At 64.8% G+C, this 20,579-nt stretch carries 18 protein-coding genes; 9 read left to right on the top strand and 9 right to left on the bottom strand.

Annotation, left to right across the window (positions count from 1 at the left end):
- Positions 1–51: 51 nt before the first annotated feature.
- Positions 52–606 (top strand): adenine phosphoribosyltransferase, encoded by a 555-nt coding sequence (locus VCS63_RS01150; protein WP_042796119.1) that lies wholly within the window; start codon positions 52–54, stop codon positions 604–606.
- A gap of 3 nt (positions 607–609) precedes the next feature.
- Here the strand turns inward: VCS63_RS01150 and VCS63_RS01145 are convergent, their stop codons facing one another.
- Positions 610–1,500, bottom strand: coding sequence for a LysR family transcriptional regulator (locus VCS63_RS01145; RefSeq protein ID WP_013396712.1), 891 nt, complete (start codon positions 1,498–1,500; stop codon positions 610–612).
- 383 nt (positions 1,501–1,883) lie between these two features.
- On the opposite strand from VCS63_RS01145, the gene VCS63_RS01140 reads away from it, so the two are divergent.
- Both VCS63_RS01140 and VCS63_RS01135 read left to right on the top strand, forming a co-directional pair.
- Positions 1,884–2,267 carry a DUF4148 domain-containing protein gene (locus VCS63_RS01140; protein WP_175198757.1) on the top strand — a complete coding sequence of 128 codons (384 nt, stop codon included), beginning with the start codon at positions 1,884–1,886 and terminating at the stop codon, positions 2,265–2,267.
- A gap of 435 nt (positions 2,268–2,702) precedes the next feature.
- Positions 2,703–3,815, top strand: coding sequence for a porin (locus VCS63_RS01135; RefSeq protein ID WP_042796121.1), 1,113 nt, complete (start codon positions 2,703–2,705; stop codon positions 3,813–3,815).
- Between the two features lie 164 nt (positions 3,816–3,979).
- Here the strand turns inward: VCS63_RS01135 and ilvA are convergent, their stop codons facing one another.
- Positions 3,980–5,527, bottom strand: coding sequence for a threonine ammonia-lyase, biosynthetic (gene ilvA, locus VCS63_RS01130; RefSeq protein WP_223306564.1), 1,548 nt, complete (start codon positions 5,525–5,527; stop codon positions 3,980–3,982).
- A 34-nt stretch (positions 5,528–5,561) separates the two neighbouring features.
- Between ilvA and VCS63_RS01125 the strand changes: the two genes are divergently transcribed.
- Together VCS63_RS01125 and VCS63_RS01120 are read left to right on the top strand one after the other, a co-directional pair.
- Positions 5,562–6,098 carry a YqaA family protein gene (locus tag VCS63_RS01125; RefSeq protein WP_042796123.1) on the top strand — a complete coding sequence of 179 codons (537 nt, stop codon included), beginning with the start codon at positions 5,562–5,564 and terminating at the stop codon, positions 6,096–6,098.
- Positions 6,099–6,230: 132 nt separating this feature from the next.
- A complete protein-coding gene (locus VCS63_RS01120; protein WP_063959574.1) occupies positions 6,231–10,190 on the top strand; it encodes a DUF3683 domain-containing protein in 3,960 nt (1,319 codons plus the stop codon).
- A 97-nt stretch (positions 10,191–10,287) separates the two neighbouring features.
- Here VCS63_RS01120 and VCS63_RS01115 read toward each other — a convergent pair whose 3' ends face one another.
- Together VCS63_RS01115 and VCS63_RS01110 are read right to left on the bottom strand one after the other, a co-directional pair.
- Positions 10,288–11,256 (bottom strand): Bug family tripartite tricarboxylate transporter substrate binding protein, encoded by a 969-nt coding sequence (locus VCS63_RS01115; protein WP_063641406.1) that lies wholly within the window; start codon positions 11,254–11,256, stop codon positions 10,288–10,290.
- A 129-nt stretch (positions 11,257–11,385) separates the two neighbouring features.
- Complete coding sequence (locus tag VCS63_RS01110; protein ID WP_323878056.1) at positions 11,386–12,105, bottom strand: YggS family pyridoxal phosphate-dependent enzyme; 720 nt, start codon at positions 12,103–12,105, stop codon at positions 11,386–11,388.
- Between the two features lie 199 nt (positions 12,106–12,304).
- Between VCS63_RS01110 and VCS63_RS01105 the strand changes: the two genes are divergently transcribed.
- The gene (locus tag VCS63_RS01105; protein ID WP_063641404.1) at positions 12,305–13,546 is read left to right on the top strand and encodes a PLP-dependent aminotransferase family protein; all 1,242 of its coding nucleotides are present in this window, start codon (positions 12,305–12,307) and stop codon (positions 13,544–13,546) included.
- A 193-nt stretch (positions 13,547–13,739) separates the two neighbouring features.
- The gene (locus tag VCS63_RS01100; protein WP_042796126.1) at positions 13,740–14,756 is read left to right on the top strand and encodes an amino acid ABC transporter substrate-binding protein; all 1,017 of its coding nucleotides are present in this window, start codon (positions 13,740–13,742) and stop codon (positions 14,754–14,756) included.
- A gap of 57 nt (positions 14,757–14,813) precedes the next feature.
- Here the strand turns inward: VCS63_RS01100 and VCS63_RS01095 are convergent, their stop codons facing one another.
- From VCS63_RS01095 to dprA, 3 genes are all read right to left on the bottom strand, one after another.
- Positions 14,814–15,287, bottom strand: a complete 474-nt coding sequence (locus VCS63_RS01095) for a membrane protein (protein ID WP_042797515.1) — start codon at positions 15,285–15,287, stop codon at positions 14,814–14,816.
- Between the two features lie 8 nt (positions 15,288–15,295).
- Positions 15,296–16,204: a hydroxymethylglutaryl-CoA lyase gene (locus VCS63_RS01090; protein WP_042796127.1), complete on the bottom strand. Its 909-nt coding sequence runs from the start codon at positions 16,202–16,204 to the stop codon at positions 15,296–15,298.
- Between the two features lie 128 nt (positions 16,205–16,332).
- Positions 16,333–17,442, bottom strand: a complete 1,110-nt coding sequence (gene dprA / locus VCS63_RS01085) for a DNA-processing protein DprA (protein ID WP_063959575.1) — start codon at positions 17,440–17,442, stop codon at positions 16,333–16,335.
- A gap of 213 nt (positions 17,443–17,655) precedes the next feature.
- Between dprA and def the strand changes: the two genes are divergently transcribed.
- Together def and fmt are read left to right on the top strand one after the other, a co-directional pair.
- Positions 17,656–18,168 (top strand): peptide deformylase, encoded by a 513-nt coding sequence (def, locus tag VCS63_RS01080; protein ID WP_006389914.1) that lies wholly within the window; start codon positions 17,656–17,658, stop codon positions 18,166–18,168.
- Positions 18,169–18,324: 156 nt separating this feature from the next.
- Positions 18,325–19,266, top strand: a complete 942-nt coding sequence (gene fmt / locus VCS63_RS01075) for a methionyl-tRNA formyltransferase (RefSeq protein ID WP_063959576.1) — start codon at positions 18,325–18,327, stop codon at positions 19,264–19,266.
- 35 nt (positions 19,267–19,301) lie between these two features.
- Here fmt and VCS63_RS01070 read toward each other — a convergent pair whose 3' ends face one another.
- Together VCS63_RS01070 and VCS63_RS01065 are read right to left on the bottom strand one after the other, a co-directional pair.
- Positions 19,302–19,928, bottom strand: coding sequence for a pyridoxamine 5'-phosphate oxidase family protein (locus tag VCS63_RS01070; RefSeq protein WP_323878051.1), 627 nt, complete (start codon positions 19,926–19,928; stop codon positions 19,302–19,304).
- Positions 19,929–19,944: 16 nt separating this feature from the next.
- A complete protein-coding gene (locus VCS63_RS01065) occupies positions 19,945–20,571 on the bottom strand; it encodes an HAD hydrolase-like protein (protein ID WP_042796130.1) in 627 nt (208 codons plus the stop codon).
- Positions 20,572–20,579 lie beyond the last annotated feature (8 nt).

Here is a 20,579-nt window from a genome sequence, read left to right as displayed (position 1 = left end):
CGGTTGCGAGGTTATAGTTCGCCTTGCTTCAATTCTTCAGGGCCGTCTTCCATGCAGACCGACAACGCCGAGTACATCCGGCGCACCATCCGCAGCGTTCCAGACTGGCCCCAACCCGGTGTCATTTTTCGCGACATCACGCCCGTGCTGCAGGATCCTCGCGCATTTCGGGTGCTCATCGATCTCTTCGTCTATCGCTACATGCGCCAGCGCCTGGATCTGGTTGCCGGCGTCGATGCCCGCGGCTTCATCATAGGCAGCGTGTTGGCCTATGAACTCAACCTGGGCTTCGTGCCCGTGCGCAAGAAGGGCAAGCTGCCGTTCCGCACCGTGGCCGAGGAATATTCCCTCGAGTACGGCAATGCGTCGGTCGAAATGCACACGGATTCGGTGCGCACCGGCCAGCGCGTTCTGCTGGTGGACGACCTGATCGCCACCGGCGGCACCATGCTGGCCGCCATCAAGTTGCTGCAGCGCCTGGGCGCCAATGTGGTCGAGGCTGCCGCCATCATCGACCTGCCAGACCTCGGCGGTTCGGCCCGCGTTGCCGCCACGGGCACCCCGCTGTACACAGTCTGTCAATACGGCGCTGACTCCCCGGCGTAGGAATCACGCGTCCGACAAGCGCGGCTGGATGAAGTCCAGGAAAGCCTTGGTCTTCGCCGGCAGCATGCGCGAAGGCAGCAGTGCAAAGAGCGGCAGGGGAGTCAGGCTCCATTCCGGCAGCACCCGCACCAGGCCGGCCTGCTTGATGGCGCGCTCCATGGCATCGAAGACCAGCAGGGGAGTGATGCCCAGGCCTTGTCCGGCCAGCCGTCCGAGCATGCCGACATTGTTGGCCGACAGGCGCCCCGACACCTGGACCCGCTCTACCTTGTCGCCCGAATGCAGCATCCAGAAGGAGGATTCCTCGCGCATGGTGGGGCGCAGGCATTCGTGGTGGCTCAGATCCGCCGGTACCCGCGGTTCGCCATGGCGGGCCAGGTATTCGGGCGAGGCATACAGCTGATGGGCCATCAGCACGATCTTGCGCGAGATCAGGCTGGAGTCCGGCTGTTGGCCAAAGCGCAGGATCAGGTCGAAGGGATTGCTGATCGGATCGATCGGACGCATGCTCAGGTCGAAGTCGCACTCGATGTCCGGATGCTGCTCGCGGAATTCGCTGATGACGGCGGGAAGGAAAAGTTGCGCCAGGCTGGTGGGCAGGGAGATGCGCAGGCGACCCTTGGGCTGCACCGCCATGTCCAGTAGTTGATCGTGCGCGATACGCGCTTCTTCCACGATATGCCGGCAGCGCTCGAAGTAGATGGCGCCCGCCTCGGTCAGGTCGATCTTGCGCGTGCTGCGGTTCAGCAGGCGCATGCCGATGCTGCGTTCGAGTTCGCTGACTCGGCGCGAGAGCGTGGATGTCGGAATATTCAAGGCTTCGGCCGCGTGGCTGAAGTTCTTGCGCTTGGCGACTTCGACAAATAGGGCGATGTCGTTAAGCTGGATATCCATGGGGCCCTCGATGTTCAAAATTCCATTTCTGGGGGATTTGTATGATAAATGGAATAATTGTCCCGCCAGCAGAAATGTCTATTTCCCCAAGCTGGATGGCGCGCCCGCCACATCGCCTGCGGATGTTTCGTTACCGAGCTTGCTGGTGGCTGAACGCTGGCAAGGCTTGTCGTTGCTTGATCCGGCCCGGGAGTGTGCAGAAAATGCGCAGATTTGGGCGGTAGCAACCCGTAATTGTCCCATCTGTGCAAATATGTTCACCAAAATAAGGGTTTTTACTAGGCTGCAATCGCCAGATACTTCGTCCCAGCAATCAAATTGTCACATCGCACCTGCCAGCCTGGCAGAAGACGGTGTGCAAGGTTTAGGATGGAGTCATCTCAATGAAAGCCCTAGCTACCGCACTCATGGTTACCGCAACGCTGGTGGGTATGTCCGCCGCTCACGCCGATGGCAAGACGCGTGAACAGGTCCAGCAGGAACTGCAAGCCGCCAAGGCCGCCGGCCAGGTCACGTTTGGTGAACTGGACTACCCGCCCGCCACTGTCCAACGCACCAGCCTGTCGCGCGAGCAGGTTCAGCAGGAACTGCAAAGCGCCAAGGCTGCTGGTCAAGTGACCTCCGCCGAACTGGACTACCCGCCCAAAGCCGCGGTGTCGCAATCCGGTGGCAAGACCCGCGAGCAAGTGCGCCAGGAACTGGCCGACGCCAAGGCACGCGGCGAATACACCTTCGGCGAACTGGATTACCCGCCCCTGGGCCAATAAGTCGTCCCGCCCGCAAGAAAAGCCCCTCATGACGCCGAGGGGCTTTTTTCATGGCGGCACGCCGTGGCCGGAACCTGCCTGCAATAGTGTCGCGTTTCCGCATCAAAACTATTCGCCGCCCACAACAACTGTTGTTGGTCTTTCAAGCGCGGCAGGAGAATATCCAAGGCCCGCGGGATGTTTTGCGAGCCTTAATTCGCATTTGATATCAACACGTTAACGCAGGTTTCCAAAGAGAGCAGCTTGTAAGAAGGCCGTCATTATCCCAACCATGGAAAGTAGTTCTTCGAAATCCGGGTTACTTCGAATTGGCGCAGGCTGGACACTGATTCCAGTGCATGCGCCGCTAACTTGTTCGCAGCGGCACGCAGATTCCCGGCCCTGTGCGCGGTGGGTTTGCGGTTTGCCTTTCATCTCGCCATTTTGGGGACTTATATGAAGAAGACGCTATTGGCTGTCGCGCTGCTGGCTGGTTTTGCCGGCGCCGCGCAAGCCGCAGACTCCGTGACGCTGTACGGCTTGATCGACGCCGGTATCGGCTACGAGAAAGTGAAGTTCGACGGCAATTCTCAAAGCCGTTTTGGCGGCGTCCAGGGCGTGAGCAGCGGCTCGCGTTTCGGGCTGCGCGGCACTGAAGATCTGGGCGACGGCCTGCGAGCCGTGTTCACCTTGGAAGGCGGCTTCGGTCCCATGAACGGCAAGTCGTTGCAAAACGGCCGCCTGTGGGGCCGTCAGGCCACCGTGGGCCTGGACAGCGATACCTGGGGCCGCCTGGAATTCGGCCGCCAGACCAACCTGGCTTCCAAGTACTTCGGCTCGATCGATCCGTTCTCGATCAGCTACAACACCGCCAACATGGGTACCACGTTCGGTAGCGCCAACACGATGCGCCTGGACAACATGGTCCTGTACCAAACCCCCAGCATGGGCGGCTTCAAGCTGGGCGTGGGCTACTCGTTCAGCGCCGACGACGCGGTCAGCGACACGTCGCAGACCGGCTTCCAGACGGGCGACAACAACCGTGTGCTGACGGCGGGCGTGCAATACGTCAACGGCCCGCTGAACCTGGCCGCGGCGTATGACCGCTTCAACCCGTCCAATGGTCAAACCGGCGGCAAGTCCGAAGCGCGCATCCAGGAATACATCGTTGGCGGTTCGTATGACTTCGAAGTCGTGAAGGTCGCGGCGGCGTTCGGCCAGACCCGCGACGGCTGGTTCGTCGGCCAGAACATGGGCACCACGCCCGCCGGCATGCAGAACCTGGGCACGTTCAAGCTGGCCGATGGCTTCCGCGCCAACTCGTACATGATCGGCGCGACCGTGCCGCTGGGCCGCCACGCGGTCTTCGGTTCGTGGCAGCGCGCGACCGCGAGCAACGACAAGCTGACGGGCGACGATGCAACGTTCAATGTCTACAGCTTGGGCTACACCTACGACTTCACCAAGCGCACCAACCTGTACGCGTACGCCTCTTACGGCGACAACTACGCGTTCCAGCGCGATGCGACCGACACGGCTGTCGCCGTGGGTGTGCGTCACCGTTTCTAAGCCATAGGACGTCCGGCAAGACCTTGCTGAATGCGCGGCTCATCTCCGTGGGCCGCCGAGTGACAGCGAACCCCCCTACTGGTTGCCGCCGGACGTTTCTAGAGCTGGGAAGGGAAGGGCCTCCGCAAGGAGGCCCTCTCGTTTTGGCGAGGCGTGGAAGCGCTTTACAGGAACAGCTTGTAGGCCGGGTTTTCGGTTTCGTTCCAGTGGGGATAGCCCAGTTCCGCCACAAAGCTGCGGAACTGTTTTTTGTCCGCGGGCGGGACCTGGATGCCGATCAGGATGCGGCCATAGTCCGCGCCCTGGTTGCGGTAATGGAAAAGGCTGATGTTCCAGTCCGGATTCATGGCGTTCAGGAAGCGCATCAGAGCGCCCGGGCGCTCCGGAAATTCGAAGCGGTACAGCAGTTCGTTGCGTGCCAGCGCCGAGCGCCCGCCCACCATGTGGCGCAAATGGGTCTTGGCCATTTCATCGTGGGTCAGGTCCAGCGTGTCAAAGCCATGGCGGCGGAAGTTCGCGGCTATCTTGTCGGGCTCGGACGCCGATGACACCTGGATGCCGACAAACACGTGGGCGCGATCCGCATCGGAGATGCGGTAGTTGAACTCGGTCACGCTGCGCTCGCCCACCAGTTCGCAGAAGCGGCGGAAGCTGCCGCGCTGCTCCGGCATGGTGACGGCGAATACGGCTTCGCGCATTTCCCCGACCTCGGCGCGCTCGGACACGAAGCGCAGGCGGTCGAAGTTCATGTTGGCGCCGCAGGCAATCGCCACCAGCGTCTTGCCCTTCAGATTATGTTCGGCCGCATATTGCTTGGCGCCCGCGACCGCCATCGCGCCGGCAGGCTCCAGCACGCTGCGGGTGTCCTGGAAGACGTCTTTGATGGCCGCGCAGATCGCGTCGGTGTTGACGACCACGAAGTCGTCCACATACTGGCGCGTGAGCTTGAAGGTTTCGGCGCCCACCATCTTGACGGCCGTGCCGTCCGAGAACAGGCCCACGTCGTTCAGCTGCACGCGGCGGCCCGCGCGCACACTGCGCAGCATGGCGTCGGAGTCTTCCGTCTGCACGCCAATGATCTTGATTTCCGGACGCAGCTGTTTGATGTAGGCGGCCACGCCCGCGATCAGCCCGCCACCGCCGATGGCGACGAAGATGGCGTCTATCGGGCCGGGGTGCTGGCGCAGTATCTCCATGCCCACAGTGCCCTGGCCGGCGATGACGTCGGGATCGTCGAAGGGGTGGACAAAGGTCAGCTTTTCTTTCTTTTCCAGGATCTGCGCGTGGGCGTAGGCGTCGGAGAAGCTCTCGCCGGCCAGTACCACTTCGCCGCCCAGGCGGCGGACCGCGTCGATCTTCACCTGCGGGCTGGTGGTGGGCATGACGATGACGGCGCGGCAGCCGAGCCGGCTGGCCGCCAGCGCGACGCCTTGGGCGTGGTTGCCGGCGGACGCCGCGATGACGCCGCGGTTGCGCGCGGCGGGGGTCAAGTTGGCCATCTTGTTGTACGCCCCGCGCAGCTTGAAGCTGAACACCGCCTGGGTATCTTCGCGCTTGAGCAGCACCGTGTTCGAAATCCGTTGAGACAGCAGAGGCGCCGCTTCCAGCGGTGATTCGACCGCGACGTCGTAAACCTTGGAAGTCAGGATGCGTTTCAGATAATCAGTTGACATGGACTGCGGCTGGCGGCAAGAGTGGGGGGTGGACCAGATTATTGCACCCGCGCGCGGCTACACTCGCCCCACTATGGAAGAAAGTCTGTTATCCGCTGTGCATTGGATGCTGGGGGTGCTGGCGCTGCCCTCGGTGGGCCTGTCCGCGATCTTCACGGTCTCACTGGTGTCCGCCACCTTGCTGCCCATGGGCTCAGAGCCGGCCGTTTTCGGCTACATCAAGCTGGCGCCGGACATGTTCTGGCCGGCCATCCTGGTGGCGACCCTGGGCAATACCGTGGGCGGAGCCATCAGCTACGCCATGGGCCTGGCGGCCGAACGCGCCGTGCAACGCTGGAAGGAACATCATCCCCATCCGCATCCCGATTCGACCGAAGGCGGCCGCATGCGCGGGCGCTGGAACGAGCGCGCCCATGACTGGATCCACCGCATGGGGCCGCCGGCCTTGCTGCTGTCCTGGCTGCCGGCCGTAGGCGATCCCCTGTGCGCCGTAGCGGGGTGGCTGAGGCTGTCATTCTGGCCTTGCGTGCTCTACATGGCCATCGGCAAATTCCTGCGCTATCTGGTCATGACCGCCAGCCTGCTGTGGTTTTTTCCAGGCCAGGTCTAGCGCTGACATCATGTTTAATTGGGGACATATAGTCCTCGCCATTCCCGGGTTTTGAGCGCGTCCTTAGGGGTATTAGGGGCCGGACTCCGCCAATGGCATAAAATAATTTTTTAAGGGCCCCCTCTTGCAGCCATGAACGCCCCACTCGCTAGCCACATCTTGAACGGGGCGATGCCGCCCGCAGCACCCGCGCGCTTGCGCGAAATCCCGTACAACTACACGTCGTTCTCCGACCGCGAGATTGTCGGCCGGTTACTGGGCGAAGACGCCTGGAGCCTGCTGAGCGATCTGCGCGGCGAACGCCGCACCGGCCGTTCCGCCCGGATGCTGTACGAAGTGCTGGGCGACATCTGGGTGGTGCGCCGCAATCCCTATCTGCAGGACGACCTGCTCGACAACCCCAAGCGCCGCAAGCAGCTTATCGAAGCCTTGCATCACCGCCTGGGCGAGATCGACCGCCGCCGCGAGCCCGACGTGCCCGCCGAAGCCGGCCATGATCCGCACCGCGATGAGAAGGTTGTCGGCCTGCTGGCGCGGGCGCGTTCCGCCATTGCCGCATTCGAGGGCGAGTTCGACCAGACCGCCATGATGCGCAAGCAGGCCCAGAAGGTGCTGGGTCGCATCACCGCGCGCGACAACATCAAGTTCGATGGCCTGTCGCGCGTGTCGCACGTGACCGACGCCACCGACTGGCGGGTGGAGTATCCCTTCGTGGTGCTGACGCCGGACTCGGAGGACGAGGTCGCCGCGCTGGTTACCGCCTGTATCGAGCTGGGACTGACGATCATTCCCCGAGGGGGCGGCACCGGTTATACCGGTGGCGCTATCCCGCTGACCTGGAAGTCGGCGGTGATCAACACCGAGAAATTCGACAAGCTGGGCAAGGTCGAGTCCTGTCTGCTGCCCGGGCTGACCGAGCCCGTGGCGGTCATCCATGCCGGCGCCGGCGTGGTGACCAAGCGCGTGTCCGAGGCCGCCGAAGCGGCAGGCTTCGTGTTCGCGGTCGACCCGACCTCGGCCGAAGCCTCCTGCGTGGGCGGCAACATCGCCATGAACGCGGGCGGCAAGAAGGCCGTGCTGTGGGGCACCGCGCTGGACAACCTGGCCTGGTGGCGCATGGTCGACCCGAACGGCAACTGGCTGGAAGTCAGCCGCCTGGACCACAACATGGGCAAGATCCATGACGTGGAAGTGGCGCGCTTCGAGCTCAAGTGGTTCGACGGCCGCGGCAAGCCGGGCGAACGCCTGCTCAAGACCGAAACGCTGGAAATCCAGGGCCGCGTGTTCCGCAAGGAAGGCCTGGGCAAGGACGTGACGGACAAGTTCCTGGCGGGCCTGCCGGGCATCCAGAAGGAAGGCTGCGATGGCCTGATCACTTCGGCGCGCTGGGTCCTGCACCGCATGCCCCGCCACACGCGCACCGTCTGTATGGAATTCTTCGGCCAGGCGCGCGATGCGATCCCGTCGATCGTCGAGGTCAAGGGCTACCTGGACGGCGAAGGCCGTGCCCGGGGTGCCATCCTGGCAGGCCTTGAGCACCTGGACGAACGCTATCTGCGCGCGGTTGGCTACGCCACCAAGAGCAAACGCGGCGTGCTGCCCAAGATGGTCCTGATCGGCGACATCGTCGGCGACGACGAGGACGCCGTGGCCGCGGCATCCAGCGAAGTGGTGCGCCTGGCCAACACCCGCCATGGCGAAGGCTTCGTGGCCGTGAGCCCCGAAGCGCGCAAGAAGTTCTGGCTCGACCGTTCGCGCACCGCTGCGATCGCGCGCCACACCAACGCCTTCAAGATCAACGAAGACGTGGTGATCCCGTTGCCCCGCATGGGCGAATATACGGATCACATCGAACGCATCAACATCGAACTCTCGACCCGCAACAAGCTCAAGCTGCTGGGCGAGCTGGACGCGTATCTGTGCACGCCGCTGCCGGTCGGCAAGATCGATGACGCGGACATCGAAACCACCCGCGCGGAAGTGCTGGCCGAGCGTACCCGCGAGGCGCTGGAACTCCTGGCCGCGGTCAGGCAGCGCTGGCAGTGGCTGCTGGACAATCTGGACCTGCCGCTCTTGCAGGCGCTGCCCGAGCTGCATGGCCTGGGCCTGGGCGACCTGCAGCCGGCCTTGTCGGACCGCCTGGCGGCGCAGCCTGGCGCGCGGGTCTTCGACGTGGTGCAGGATCGCACCATCCGCCTGTCGTGGAAGACCGAGGTACTGGCCGGACTGCAGCGCACGTTCTCCGGCGCGGCCTACAAGAAGATCGTCGACGAGATGATCGCCATCCATGGCCGCGTGCTCAAGAGCCGCGTGTTCGTGGCGCTGCACATGCACGCCGGCGACGGCAACGTGCACACCAATATCCCGGTCAACTCGGACGACTACGAGATGCTGCAGGAGGCCCATCAGGCCGTCGAACGCATCATGCAGATTGCCCGTGACCTGGACGGCGTGATCTCGGGCGAGCACGGGATCGGCCTGACCAAGTACGAATTCCTGACCGAGGCCGAACTGGCGCCGTTCCAGGACTACAAGCGCCGCGTCGACCCCAACGGCCACTTCAATGCCGGCAAGCTGATGCCCGGCGCGGATTTGCGCCACGCCTGGACCCCCAGTTTCAACCTGATGGGCCACGAGTCGCTGATCATGCAGCAAAGCGACATCGGCGCTATCTCGGAATCCATCAAGGACTGCCTGCGTTGCGGCAAGTGCAAACCGGTGTGCGCTACCCACGTGCCGCGTGCCAACCTGCTGTATTCGCCGCGCAACAAGATCCTGGCCACCTCGCTGCTGGTGGAAGCCTTCCTGTACGAAGAACAGACTCGGCGCGGCGTGAGCCTCAAGCACTGGGAAGAGTTCGAAGACGTGGCCGACCATTGCACGGTCTGCCATAAGTGCTACAACCCCTGTCCGGTCGACATTGACTTCGGCGACGTGTCCATGAACATGCGCGCCGTTCTGCGCCGCATGGGCCGGAAGTCGTTCAATCCGGGCACGGCCAGCGCCATGTTCTTCCTGAACGCCAAGGATCCGGCCACCATCAACGCCACCCGCAAGGCAATGGTGGGCGTGGGCTACAAGGTCCAGCGCGCCGCGCACGACCTGCTGTCCGGCCTGGTGAAGAAACAGACTTCCGCCCCGCCGGCGACGGTGGGCAAGCCGCCGTTGCGCGAGCAGGTGGTGCACTTCGTGAATAAGAAGATGCCTGGCGGACTGCCCAAGCAGGCGGCGCGCAAGCTCTTGGACATCGAGGACGCGAACTACGTGCCCATCATCCGCGATCCCAAGGCCACCACGGCCGACACGGAAGCGGTGTTCTATTTCCCGGGCTGCGGCTCCGAGCGCCTGTTCTCGCAAGTGGGTCTGGCCACGCAAGCCATGCTGTGGCACGCTGGGGTGCAGACCGTGCTGCCGCCAGGCTATCTGTGCTGCGGCTATCCTCAGCGCGGCAATGGCATGACGGACAAGGCCGAACAGATCATCACCGATAACCGGGTGCTGTTCCACCGTGTCGCCAACACGCTGAACTACCTGGATATCAAGACGGTCGTGGTCAGCTGCGGCACTTGCTACGACCAATTGGCGGGCTACGAGTTCGACAAGATCTTCCCGGGCTGCCGCCTGATCGATATCCACGAGTACCTGCTGGAAAAAGGCATCAAGCTCGAAGGGGCCAAGGGCGTGCGCTACATGTACCACGACCCCTGCCACACGCCCATGAAGCTGCAGGAGCCCATGAAGACCGTGCGCGCCCTGGTCGGCGATGACGCCATCAAGAGCGACCGCTGCTGCGGTGAATCGGGCACGCTGGCCGTCAGCCGCCCCGACATTTCCACGCAGGTGCGCTTCCGCAAGCAGGAAGAGCTGCTCAAGGGAGATGCCGCATTGCGCAGCGATGGCTTTACCGGCGATGTGAAGGTACTGACCTCCTGCCCGTCGTGCCTGCAAGGCCTGTCGCGCTATGAAGGCGATACCGGCATGGACGCGGATTACATCGTGGTCGAGATGGCGCGCCACATCCTGGGTGAGGGCTGGATGGAAGAGTACGTGCGCCGCGCCAATGCGGGCGGCATCGAGCGCGTGCTGGTCTAGGTCCAGGCGCAAGCACACGCAAGCAGCGCGCAAGAAAAAAACCGCGGCCAGCAATGGCCGCGTTTTTTTTTATCGCTGTGGCAACGCGCGAGGAAGGTTATTCCAGCTTGATGCCGGCCTTCTTGATCACGTCAGCCCACGTGCTGCGTTCCTGTTCGGCGTAGGCCTTGAACTCCTGCGAGGACAGCGGCATCGGGATAACGCCCATGTCCAGCATCTTCTGCGACACGGCGGGCGACTTCAGCGTGGCGTCCAATTCCGCCGCCAGCTTCTTGACGACCGGCTCCGGCAGTCCGCCCGGGCCGACCAGACCCTGCCAGGCATAGGCAGTGAAGTTGGGCACGCCTTGTTCGGCCATGGTGGGCGCGTCCGGCAGCGCGGCGACGCGTTCCGGGGTAGCCGCGGCCAGGACGCGGAGCTTGCCGGCCTTGACGTTGGGCAGGCCTGCGGCCAAGTCGATGAACATCACGTCGACTTGTCCACCCAGCAGGTCCTGGATGGCGGGCGCGGCGCCCTTGTAGGGCACGTGCAGCAGGTTGGCGCCGGTGCGTTGCTTGAACAGTTCCAATGCCAAGTGGTGCGGCGAACCCGCGCCGGCGGATGCCGCCGAGAGCTTGCCGGGTTCTTTCTTGGCGGCCTGGATCACGTCGTCCACCGTCTTGAACGGCGAGTTGACGTTCACGGCCAGGAGCAACGGGAACTTGGCGATGCCGCCGATGTAGGTGAACTTGGACGGATCGTAGGAAAGCTTGGCGTATAGCGACGGGTTGAAGGCCAGCGTGCCCGAATCGGCCGTGCCGATCATGTATCCGGTGGGCTCCGACTGCGCGATGGCGGTGGCGCCGATGATGGTGGCGGCGCCGGGGCGGTTCTCGACCACGATGGTCTGGCCCAGCGGTTTTTCCATGCCGCCCGCCACCGTGCGTGCCACGACGTCGGCGCCACCGCCGGCCGGGTAGGGCACGATCCAGCGGATCGGCTGGGCAGGCCAGGATTGGGCGGAGGCCGTGCTGGCGGCCAGGGACAGGGCGGCAAGCGCCAACAGGCGCTTTGCGTGCTTGTGCATGGGGTTGTCTCCTAGTGCGGACTGAATATGGGCCGGCGCCGCAGAGCGCGCGGGGGGCCTGTTATGCGCCGATATTATGCCTTGCGTCCCCGGCAATCGGCGGATGTTTTGTGCCCTGTTTTCAGCGGCTTATTGCGGATCGGGGTAGTGGCGGGCCCCGAAAATCGCCGAGCCTATGCGCACCTCGGTCGACCCTTCTTCGATGGCCAGCTCGAAATCTCCGCTCATTCCCATGGACAGGCGGTCCAGCGATACGCCGGGCAGGTTCTCCTGGCGCAGGCGGTCGCGCAACTCGCGCAGGGCGCGGAAGCACGCGCGCACTTCGGCGGGGTCGGGTGAATTCACGGCCAACGTCATCAGACCTTGCACGCGCAGCGTCGGGAAATCGGTGGCGACGCGGCGCAGAAAGCCGGCAACGTCGGCCGGATCCATGCCGTACTTGCTGGGCTCGGAGGATGTCTTTACCTGCACCAGCACGTCCAGGGTCCGGCCCTCGTTCGTCAGGCGGCGATGCAGGGCTTCGGCAAGCTCCACGCGGTCCAGCGACTGGACCTCGGCAGCGTCGCGCGCGGCGTCGCGAGCCTTGTTGGTCTGCAGATGGCCGATCAGCACCCATTGCAGGCCCACGCCGGCCAGGGCCGTGGCTTTCTGGCGGATTTCCTGCGTCTTGTTCTCGCCGTAGCGGGTCAGCCCCAGCGCCATGGCTTCGCGGATGGCGTCTTCGCCGAACGTCTTGCTGACGGGCAGCAGCGTCACGCTGTCAGGGCTGCGCCCGGCGCGCTCGCAGGCGCTGGCGATGCGTTGCTGGATCTGGGCAAGGCGCCCGGCCATGGTGTCTACAGCGGTCATTCAGCTCTCGGGTAGATACGGGATGTCCCATAGTGTAGGACTGTGCCGGATCGTTTCGCCACAACGCTCGGGCGCATCGTTGACCCTGTGCAATCGGCAGGCTTAGAATTTGAGGATATTTGTTTATATTTCAATGTTCTATGCCGTCCGGCGCCGCCCCAGCGGGCGACACGGTTTCCCACCTCCATAGTCTCCCGCCATGTCCACCGCAGCGCCTGAATACGCTTTTGCCACGCCTTTCCTGAATCCCCCCGCTTCTCCCATCCGATCGCTCATGCCGTATGCCATGCGGCCGGGCACCATTTCGCTGGCGGGCGGCTATCCCGCCCAGGAACTGTTCGACGTGGAAGGACTGTCGGTTGCAAGCACCCAGGTCCTGGCCCGCCTCGGCGCATGCTTGCAGTACTCCAATATCGACGGCCAGGCCAGCCTGCGCCACGAACTGGCGCGCCTGTCCGCCGAGCGCGGCCTTATCTGCAATGCCGATACCGAGCTGGTCGTGACCGGCGGTTCGCAGCAGGCTCTGGCGCTCCTGACCCGCGTCATGTTGCAGCCCGGGGACCACGCAATCATCGAGTCGCCGGCGTTTCCCAATTCCGTGCAGGCGCTGCGCTACACCGGCGCAACCGTGCATACGGTGCAATCCGGCCCCGAGGGCATCGACGTGGACGCGTTGGATGAACTGGCCGGTCGCATCAAGCCCAAGATGGTTTGCGTCGTCGCCTCGTTCTCCAACCCCTGCGGCGCGACCCTCACGCGCGAGCGCCGCTTGCGGCTGCTGGAACTGGCGGTCAAGCATCGTTTCCTGATCGTCGAGGACGATCCCTACAGCGAGCTGCGTTTTGCAGGCGAGGCGGTTCCGCCGATCGCTGCGCTGGCGCAAGGCGAGGCCCGCCATTGGGCCGTGTACCTGGCAAGCATGTCCAAGACGATGGCGCCGGCGTTGCGCATCGGCTGGCTGGTGGCTCCGCCCGAAGTCCGCCGCCGCTGTGTCAGCGCCAAGGCGGCCGACGACATGGCTTCGTCCGCCTGGATCCAGGAGGTCGTGGCCCAGTACCTGGCCAACGGCCGCTACGGCGAACACGTGCCGCGCATCCGTGCTGCCTACGGCCTGCGTTGCGACGCCATGGCTGAATCGCTGGCCCGCGAACTCAATGGCCGCGTCACCTTCAGCAAGCCCGAAGGCGGCATGTTCTTCTGGGCTCGCCTGACCGGCGAGATCGATGCCACGCGCCTGTTGCCCTATGCCATCGAGCACGAGGTCGTCTACGTACCGGGCAAGGCGTTCTATGCGGACGCGGCGCAGGCAGACCTGCATGCCATGCGCATGTCGTTCGCCACCATGAACGAAAGCCAGATCGCGCAGGGCATGGTGCGATTGGGCCGCGCGCTGGACGCCTGCGAAGCCAACGAGCCGGTATCGATCTCGCTGGCGGCCTGAACCCGGCTTGACGGCGCGCATCCGCCGCCGTCTTGCCTGTTGCTATGCTTTCTTGCCTGTCCGTCCCCGCGCTGGCGCGCAGGGACGCGCATACCTAAATAAGCGCTTGTTATTTGGTTTGGGCGCTTCATGTCTATAAGCTTCTTGCCTCGGCGCGTTATGGCGCCCGCAAAGCAGAACAGGAAACGAGGTCATGAACATTGCAAAAGGGTTGATCGGCGCGGCGTTGTTGGCGGCTGCGGCGCAGGGCGCGCAGGCGGCGACGCTGGACGTGGTGCGCCAGCGCGGCGCGGTGGCTTGCGGCACGACCACGGGCTTCGCGGGCTTTTCCGCGCCCGACGCGCAAGGCAAGTGGCAGGGGCTGGATGTGGACCTGTGCCGCGCCATCGCCGCCGCGGTGTTCGGCGACGCCAACAAGATCAAGGTAGTGCCGCTGAACTCGCAGCAGCGCTTTACCGCCCTGCAGTCCGGTGAGGTGGACGTATTGACGCGCAACACCACCGTGACGCAGCAGCGCGACACCGCCTTGGGCATCATCCACGCCGGCATCAACTTCTATGACGGCCAGGGATTCCTGGTGCCGAAGTCCCTGGGCGTAAAGAGCGCCAAGGAAATCAACGGCGCCACCATCTGCCTGCAAACCGGCACGTCCAACGAAAATACGCTTGCCGACTGGGCGCGCGCCAACAACGTGAGCTACAAGCCCGTCGTGATCGAGACCTTCAACGAAGTGGTCAACGCCTTCGCTGCCGGCCGTTGCGACGTGTTCAGCACGGACGCATCGGGCCTGGCCTCGATCCGCATCTCCAAGCTGCAGAACCCCGACGACTACGTGGTGCTGCCCGAGATCATCTCCAAGGAGCCGCTGGGTCCGTTCGTGCGGCAGGGCGACGACGCCTGGTTGAACATCGTGCGCTGGTCGCTGTCGGCCATGATCGAGGCCGAGGAATACGGCGTGTCGTCCGTCAATGTGGATGAACAGACCAAGAGCGCCAACCCCAACATCAAGCGCATCCTGGGCGTTACGCCCGGCAGCGGCGCCAACCTGGGACTGGACGAGAAGTGGGCCTATAACATCGTCAAGCAGGTGGGCAACTACGGCGAGAGCTTCGAGCGCAACGTCGGCCAGGGGAGTCCCCTGAAGATCAAGCGCGGCCTGAATGCGCAATGGACGCAGGGCGGCCTGATGTATGCGTTGCCGATACGGTAATGGTGAGGGGGCTGCGCGCGCTGGGCATCGATTGCCCTGCGTGTAGCCCCGGAGGCTTTACCCGCGCCGGTAGAGTTCGGCGATCTTCACGAAGGCGGCGCGCAATTCCCGCGTGCCGCCCTGGAAGATCATCGGCCGGCCGCGATGCGTGAACACCACCAGCCGCTTGGAAAACAGCATAGGAACAAAGCGCGCGTAGCGCACGTCTTCCCAGGCGACCTCGCGGCGCGTGAACCAGGTTTGGCGCAGGCCGCGTTCGTCGATGGTGGTGATGGACGTCTGCATGTGCCACGACACGAAGAGCAGCCCGAGGAAGCACACCGCCACCACGGCGGCCAAGAGCGTATCGAAGGGTTGCGAGGGCGCGCGGATGGCCGTGGTGACCACCTGCACGCCGAGTACCGCCAGGATGACCCACGTCAGGATGCGGACCCAGTCGGGCCAGGCCTGGCCCGACAAGGGCAGGGGGCCGATGGCCCGCAGCAGCGCCGCGTGGTCCTCGGCGGAGGGCGTGCTGGCGGAAGCGCTCATGCGGTCCGTCATGCCGCCCGTTTGGCGGCAATGGCGTTGCCGGCGCGGCTGGAACCCTTGCGGTTCAGGTGAGCCGACATCCACTGGCCGATGTCGACCACGGCGTCGAAGTCCACGCCGGTATCGATGTCCAGGCCGCGCAACATATACAGCACGTCTTCGGTGGCGACGTTGCCGGTGGCGCCCTTGGCATAGGGGCAGCCGCCCAGGCCGGCCACCGAGGTGTGGAAAATCGAGATGCCGGTTTCCAGCGCCGCCAGGATATTGGCCAGAGCCTGTCCGTAGGTGTCGTGGAAATGGCCGGAGATGCGCGCCGGATCAGCGACTCGGGTTACTGCCGTCATGACTTCGCGCACGCGCTTGGGCGTGCCCACGCCGATGGTGTCGGCCACGTCGATTTCATCCACCTGCATCGCCAGGTAGCGCTGCGCCACGTCCACCACCGCTTCCACCGGCACTTCACCCTGGTAGGGGCAGCCCAGCGCGCAGCTGATGCTGCCGCGCACGCGGATGCCGGCCGCCCGCGCGGCTTGCACCACGGGTTCAAAGCGGGCGATCGATTCGGCGATGGAACAGTTGATGTTCTTCTGCGAGAAAGCCTCGCTGGCGGCGCCGAAGATCACGATCTCGTCGGCGCCGGCGGTCAGCGCGCCCTCGAAGCCCTTCATGTTGGGTGTCAACACGGAATAGATGGTGCCGGGGCGGCGGTCGATGCGCGCCATGACTTCGGCGCCGTCGGCCATTTGGGGCACCCATTTGGGCGACACGAACGAGGCGGCTTCCACGTTGGGAAAGCCCGCGGCGGCCAGACGGTTGACCAGTTCCACCTTGATGTCGGTGGGCACGAATTCCTTTTCGTTCTGCAGGCCATCGCGGGGCGACACCTCGACGATCTTCACGCGGGAGGGCAAAGCCATGTCTATTCCTGTCTCGGGATGGGAAGCGCGCCACGGCAATGCGGCGACGCAATCTGCACAATATTAGCGCCATAGGGCAGACGCTGTTTTGCGGGATCGGCAAAGGCCAATGGCCTTGGGAGAGTCCCCTAATTCAGGCGTTGGTACCGGCCGTCGTCCAACCGGACGATACGGCCTTGCAACTCGAGTTCGACCAGTTGCGCCTGCAGGCTGGCGGTGTCCATCCCGCTGCGCGCCTGGACCGCGTCCAGGTGCAGCGGATCGTAGCCCAGCGCATCGAGCACGGGGTGGTCAGGCAAGGGGTCGGCAGCGGGTTGGGCGCGTGTGGCGGGAGTCGGGTTGCCGCCCAGTTCGTCCGTGATGTCGCGGGCGGTTTCGACCAGCTTCGCGCCCTGGCGGATCAGGGCGTGGCAGCCGCGCGATAGCGGCGAATGTATGGATCCGGGAATGGCGAAGACCTCGCGCCCGCCTTCGGCGGCAAGGCGGGCGGTGATCAGCGATCCGCTCTGGCGGGCGGCTTCCACCACCAGCACGCCGCGCGCCAGCCCCGCCACGATGCGGTTGCGCTTCGGAAAGTGTTGCGGCAGCGCGCCGGTGCCCAGCGGTAGTTCCGAGACCAGCGCGCCGTGCGCGGTAATGCGGTGCGCCAGGTCGCGGTGGCGGGCGGGGTAAATCCTGTCGATGCCGGTGCCCATGACCGCCACGGTGCCGGCGCCTTCGGGGCCGGCGTCCAGCGCGCCTTCATGAGCCGCGCCGTCGATGCCCAGGGCCAGGCCGCTGACGACACGCCAGCCGTGCCCGGCCAGATGCCGCGCAAAAGCCCGGGCGTTCTCCTGGCCGCCAGGGGTGGCGTTGCGCGCGCCCACCACGGCAAGCGACGGTCCCTGCAGGAATGCCGGATCGCCCGCGACATAGAGCAGGATGGGCGGATCGGCAATGGTCAGCAGGCTTTGCGGATACGTCGGGTCCGCCAGCGTCAGGACGTGCCGTCCCGGCGCAGCCGCCCATTCCAGCGCGCGCTCGACCTGCTCAGCCATCTCTGGCGGCATGGGCGCGGCCAGCTGCCGCGCCAGCGCCTCGGGCAGATGACGCGACAGTGCCGTGGCGCGCTGCGCGTAGATCTGTTCCGGCAGGCCCAGGGCACCCAGCAGCGTGCAAGCGGTGGCGGAACCGATATTCGGCTCCAGGGACAGGCGCAGCCAGGCGGCGAGTTCAGAAGGGGATTGCGTAAGCGGCATGGGGCGGGCGCGTAAGAGCGTCGATGGGGCGAGAGTGTCGCATGCGGGGCGCGCGGGCGCCGGGCCGGGGGGACTGATTTGCGCCTCAGGAAGGCAGGAATACGCGGGTCTGCGCAATGCCGCCAATCCCGAAATTAGCCGAAAACTATTAGAAATCAAGAGTCTAATGAATTAAACTCTTATGTAAACCTGACTACCGGCAATTCCCCCGCAATGGCTTTACTTCCTATTCTCCGCTACCCGGACCCGCGCCTGCATAAAAAGGCCAAGCCGGTCGCCGAGGTCGACGACCGCATCCGTCAACTGGTGCGCGACATGGCCGAAACCATGTATGACGCTCCGGGTGTAGGCCTGGCCGCGACCCAGGTCGACGTGCACGAGCGTGTCGTCGTGATCGACGTCTCCGAGGAAAGCAATCAGCTACTCGTGTTGATCAATCCCGAGATCACCTGGCGCAGCGACGACTACAAAATCTACGAAGAAGGGTGCCTGTCGGTGCCTGGCATCTACGACGAAGTCGAGCGCGCATCCCGCATCCGCTGCAAGGCGCTGGATATCGACGGCAAACCGTTCGAATTCGACGCCGACGGGCTGCTGGCCGTGTGCGTGCAGCACGAACTGGACCATCTGGAAGGCAAGGTGTTCGTGGAATACCTGTCCAACCTGAAGCAGAACCGCATCAAGACCAAGCTGAAGAAAGCCGAGCGCGAAGCGCTGCGCGCATAGGGGGCCCATCCCCCCAACCCGCTGCGCGGGCCCCTTCAAGGGGGCCGCGCTGGCGGACCGGCGAAGCCGGATCCGCGGCGCCCCGGATCGGTCAGAGTTCCTGGCTGCGGGAAAGCCCTTCTTTGAACATCTGTTCCATTCTTTGTTCTCCATCCCATGCGCCTAGTCTTTGCCGGCACGCCGGAATTCGCCCGTATCGCCTTCGACGCCTTGCGCGCCGCCGGCCATGAAATTCCCTTGGTGATGACCCAGCCCGACCGCCCGGCCGGGCGCGGGTTGAAACTGACGCCCAGTCCCGTCAAGCAGGCGGCGCTGGAAGCGGGCATCGAGGTCGCCCAGCCGCGCAGCCTGCGCCTGGACGGCCGCTATCCCGAAGAGGCCAGCGAGGCCCAGGCCCTGCTGCAGCGCGTGGCACCCGATGTCATGGTGGTGGCCGCCTATGGCCTGATCCTGCCGCAATGGGTGCTGGACCTGCCGCGCCTGGGGTGCCTGAATATCCATGCCAGCCTGCTGCCGCGCTGGCGCGGCGCCGCGCCCATCCAGCGCGCCATCGAGGCTGGCGACGCGCAGACTGGCGTGACCATCATGCAGATGGACCAAGGCCTGGACACTGGCGACATGCTGCTGGAACGCGTCGTGCCCATAGCAGGCGACACCACCGCGGCCGAATTGCATGACATGCTGGCGGTTGCCGGCGGCGAGGCCATCGTCGAAGCATTGGCCGCCCTGTCGCAGGGCGGCCTGACTCCGCGCAAGCAGCCCGAGGCCGGTGTCACCTATGCGGCCAAGCTCGACAAGGCGGAAGGGGCGCTGGATTGCACCCAGCCGGCCGAGTTGCTGGCCCGCCGCGTGCGCGCTTTCAATCCCGTGCCGGGCGCGAGCATCCGTCTGCCAGGCCTGGCTGATCCGGTGAAGGTCTGGCGCGCGCAGGCGCTGGACCAGGCTACCTCGGCCGAACCCGGCAGCGTCTTGCGGGCCGATGCCTCAGGCATCGATATCGCTACGGGCAACGGCGTGCTGCGCCTGCTGGAACTGCAGAAGGCTGGCGGCAAGCGCCAGCCGGTGGACGTGTTTGCGCGCGGCTGGCAGCCCGCCTGAACGATGCCGCAGCCGGGCGGCTCCGGGGCCCGATTTCAATACAGGGTGCTGGCCACGCGAGCGGGCAGTTCGCGGTCGTAGGTGACGCCGTCGAAAGTGCCCGCCGTCAGGTCCGACAGGATGCGGCCGACGCTGGGCAGTGCGTCGCGCGGCACCTGCGTTGCGGGGTCCCACAGCTTGGAGCGCAGCAAGGCTCGCGAGCATTGGAAATACACCGTGTGCACGTCCACGATCAGCACTGACCGCGGCAGCTTGCCATCCATTTCGAAGCGCGCCAGAAACGCGGGGTCGACGCTGATCCGCGCCGCGCCGTTGACCCGCAAGGTCTCGCCCACGCCGGGTACCAGGAACAGCAGAGCGACTCGCGGATCCGCCAGGATGTTGCGCAGGCTGTCGATGCGGTTGTTGCCGCGGCGGTCCGGCAGCAGCAGCGTCTTGTCGTCCTCGACCACCACGAAGCCGGCGGGGTCGCCGCGTGGCGAGGCGTCCAGTCCGTCGGGCCCCGCGGTTGCCAGCACGGCGAACGGCGCGGCTTCGATGAAGGCGCGGTAGTGCGGATGCACGTGATCCACTTCCTTCTTGAGAGAGGCTTCACCTGAGGCGCCATACAGCGCTTGCAGGGCGTCTGCGTCGGTGACCAGATGGGCGGGATCAATGTGCATGGCTCGGGTTCCAGGTTCAGGCCAGCGCGGCTGGCAGGTCGGCAACGGTCAGAAAGAGTTCATCGGGGCCGCGCCCGCGCAGGGCCTCGACATGGTTGTAGCCCCAGGCGACGGAGCCGACGCGCACGCCGGCCTTGCGGGCGGCGTCGATGTCGCGCATTTCATCGCCTACCAGCAGGAAGCGTTCAGGGGCGGTACCGTGCTGCTTGAGCAGGCGGTCGATCTTGGCGGACTTGCCGAATAGATCGGTGCCGCATTCGTAGTCGTCGAACAGGGCGGCGGTTTCCGGGCCCAGCACGCGTTGCACGTTTTCGATGGAATTCGAGCTGACCACCGCCAGGCGCAGCCCGGCCCCCTTCAGGCGCGCCAGCGCGTCCGGAATGCCGTCGAACATATGCACGCTGGGATCGATTTCCTGCATCAGCGTGCGCACGTGGGCCATGATGGCTGGCAGCTTCCACAGCGGTATGCCCAGGAATTTGAGGATCTCCGCGGCATCGCGATGCCGCAGCTGGTCGCGTTCCGACGCGTCGATCTTGCGGAAACCGTACTTGTCGGCGACGGTGTTCAGGATGGAGTTGAACCAGGGCATGGTGTCCGCCAAGGTTCCATCGAAGTCGAAAGCGGCAATGTCGTATTTCAAATCGCGGA

The sequence above is a fragment of the Achromobacter sp. D10 genome (genome assembly GCF_035282245.1).
In the GTDB taxonomy this organism is placed as follows: Bacteria; Pseudomonadota; Gammaproteobacteria; order Burkholderiales; family Burkholderiaceae_B; genus Achromobacter; species Achromobacter insolitus.
This window is presented reverse-complemented; position numbering and strand designations above follow the sequence as displayed.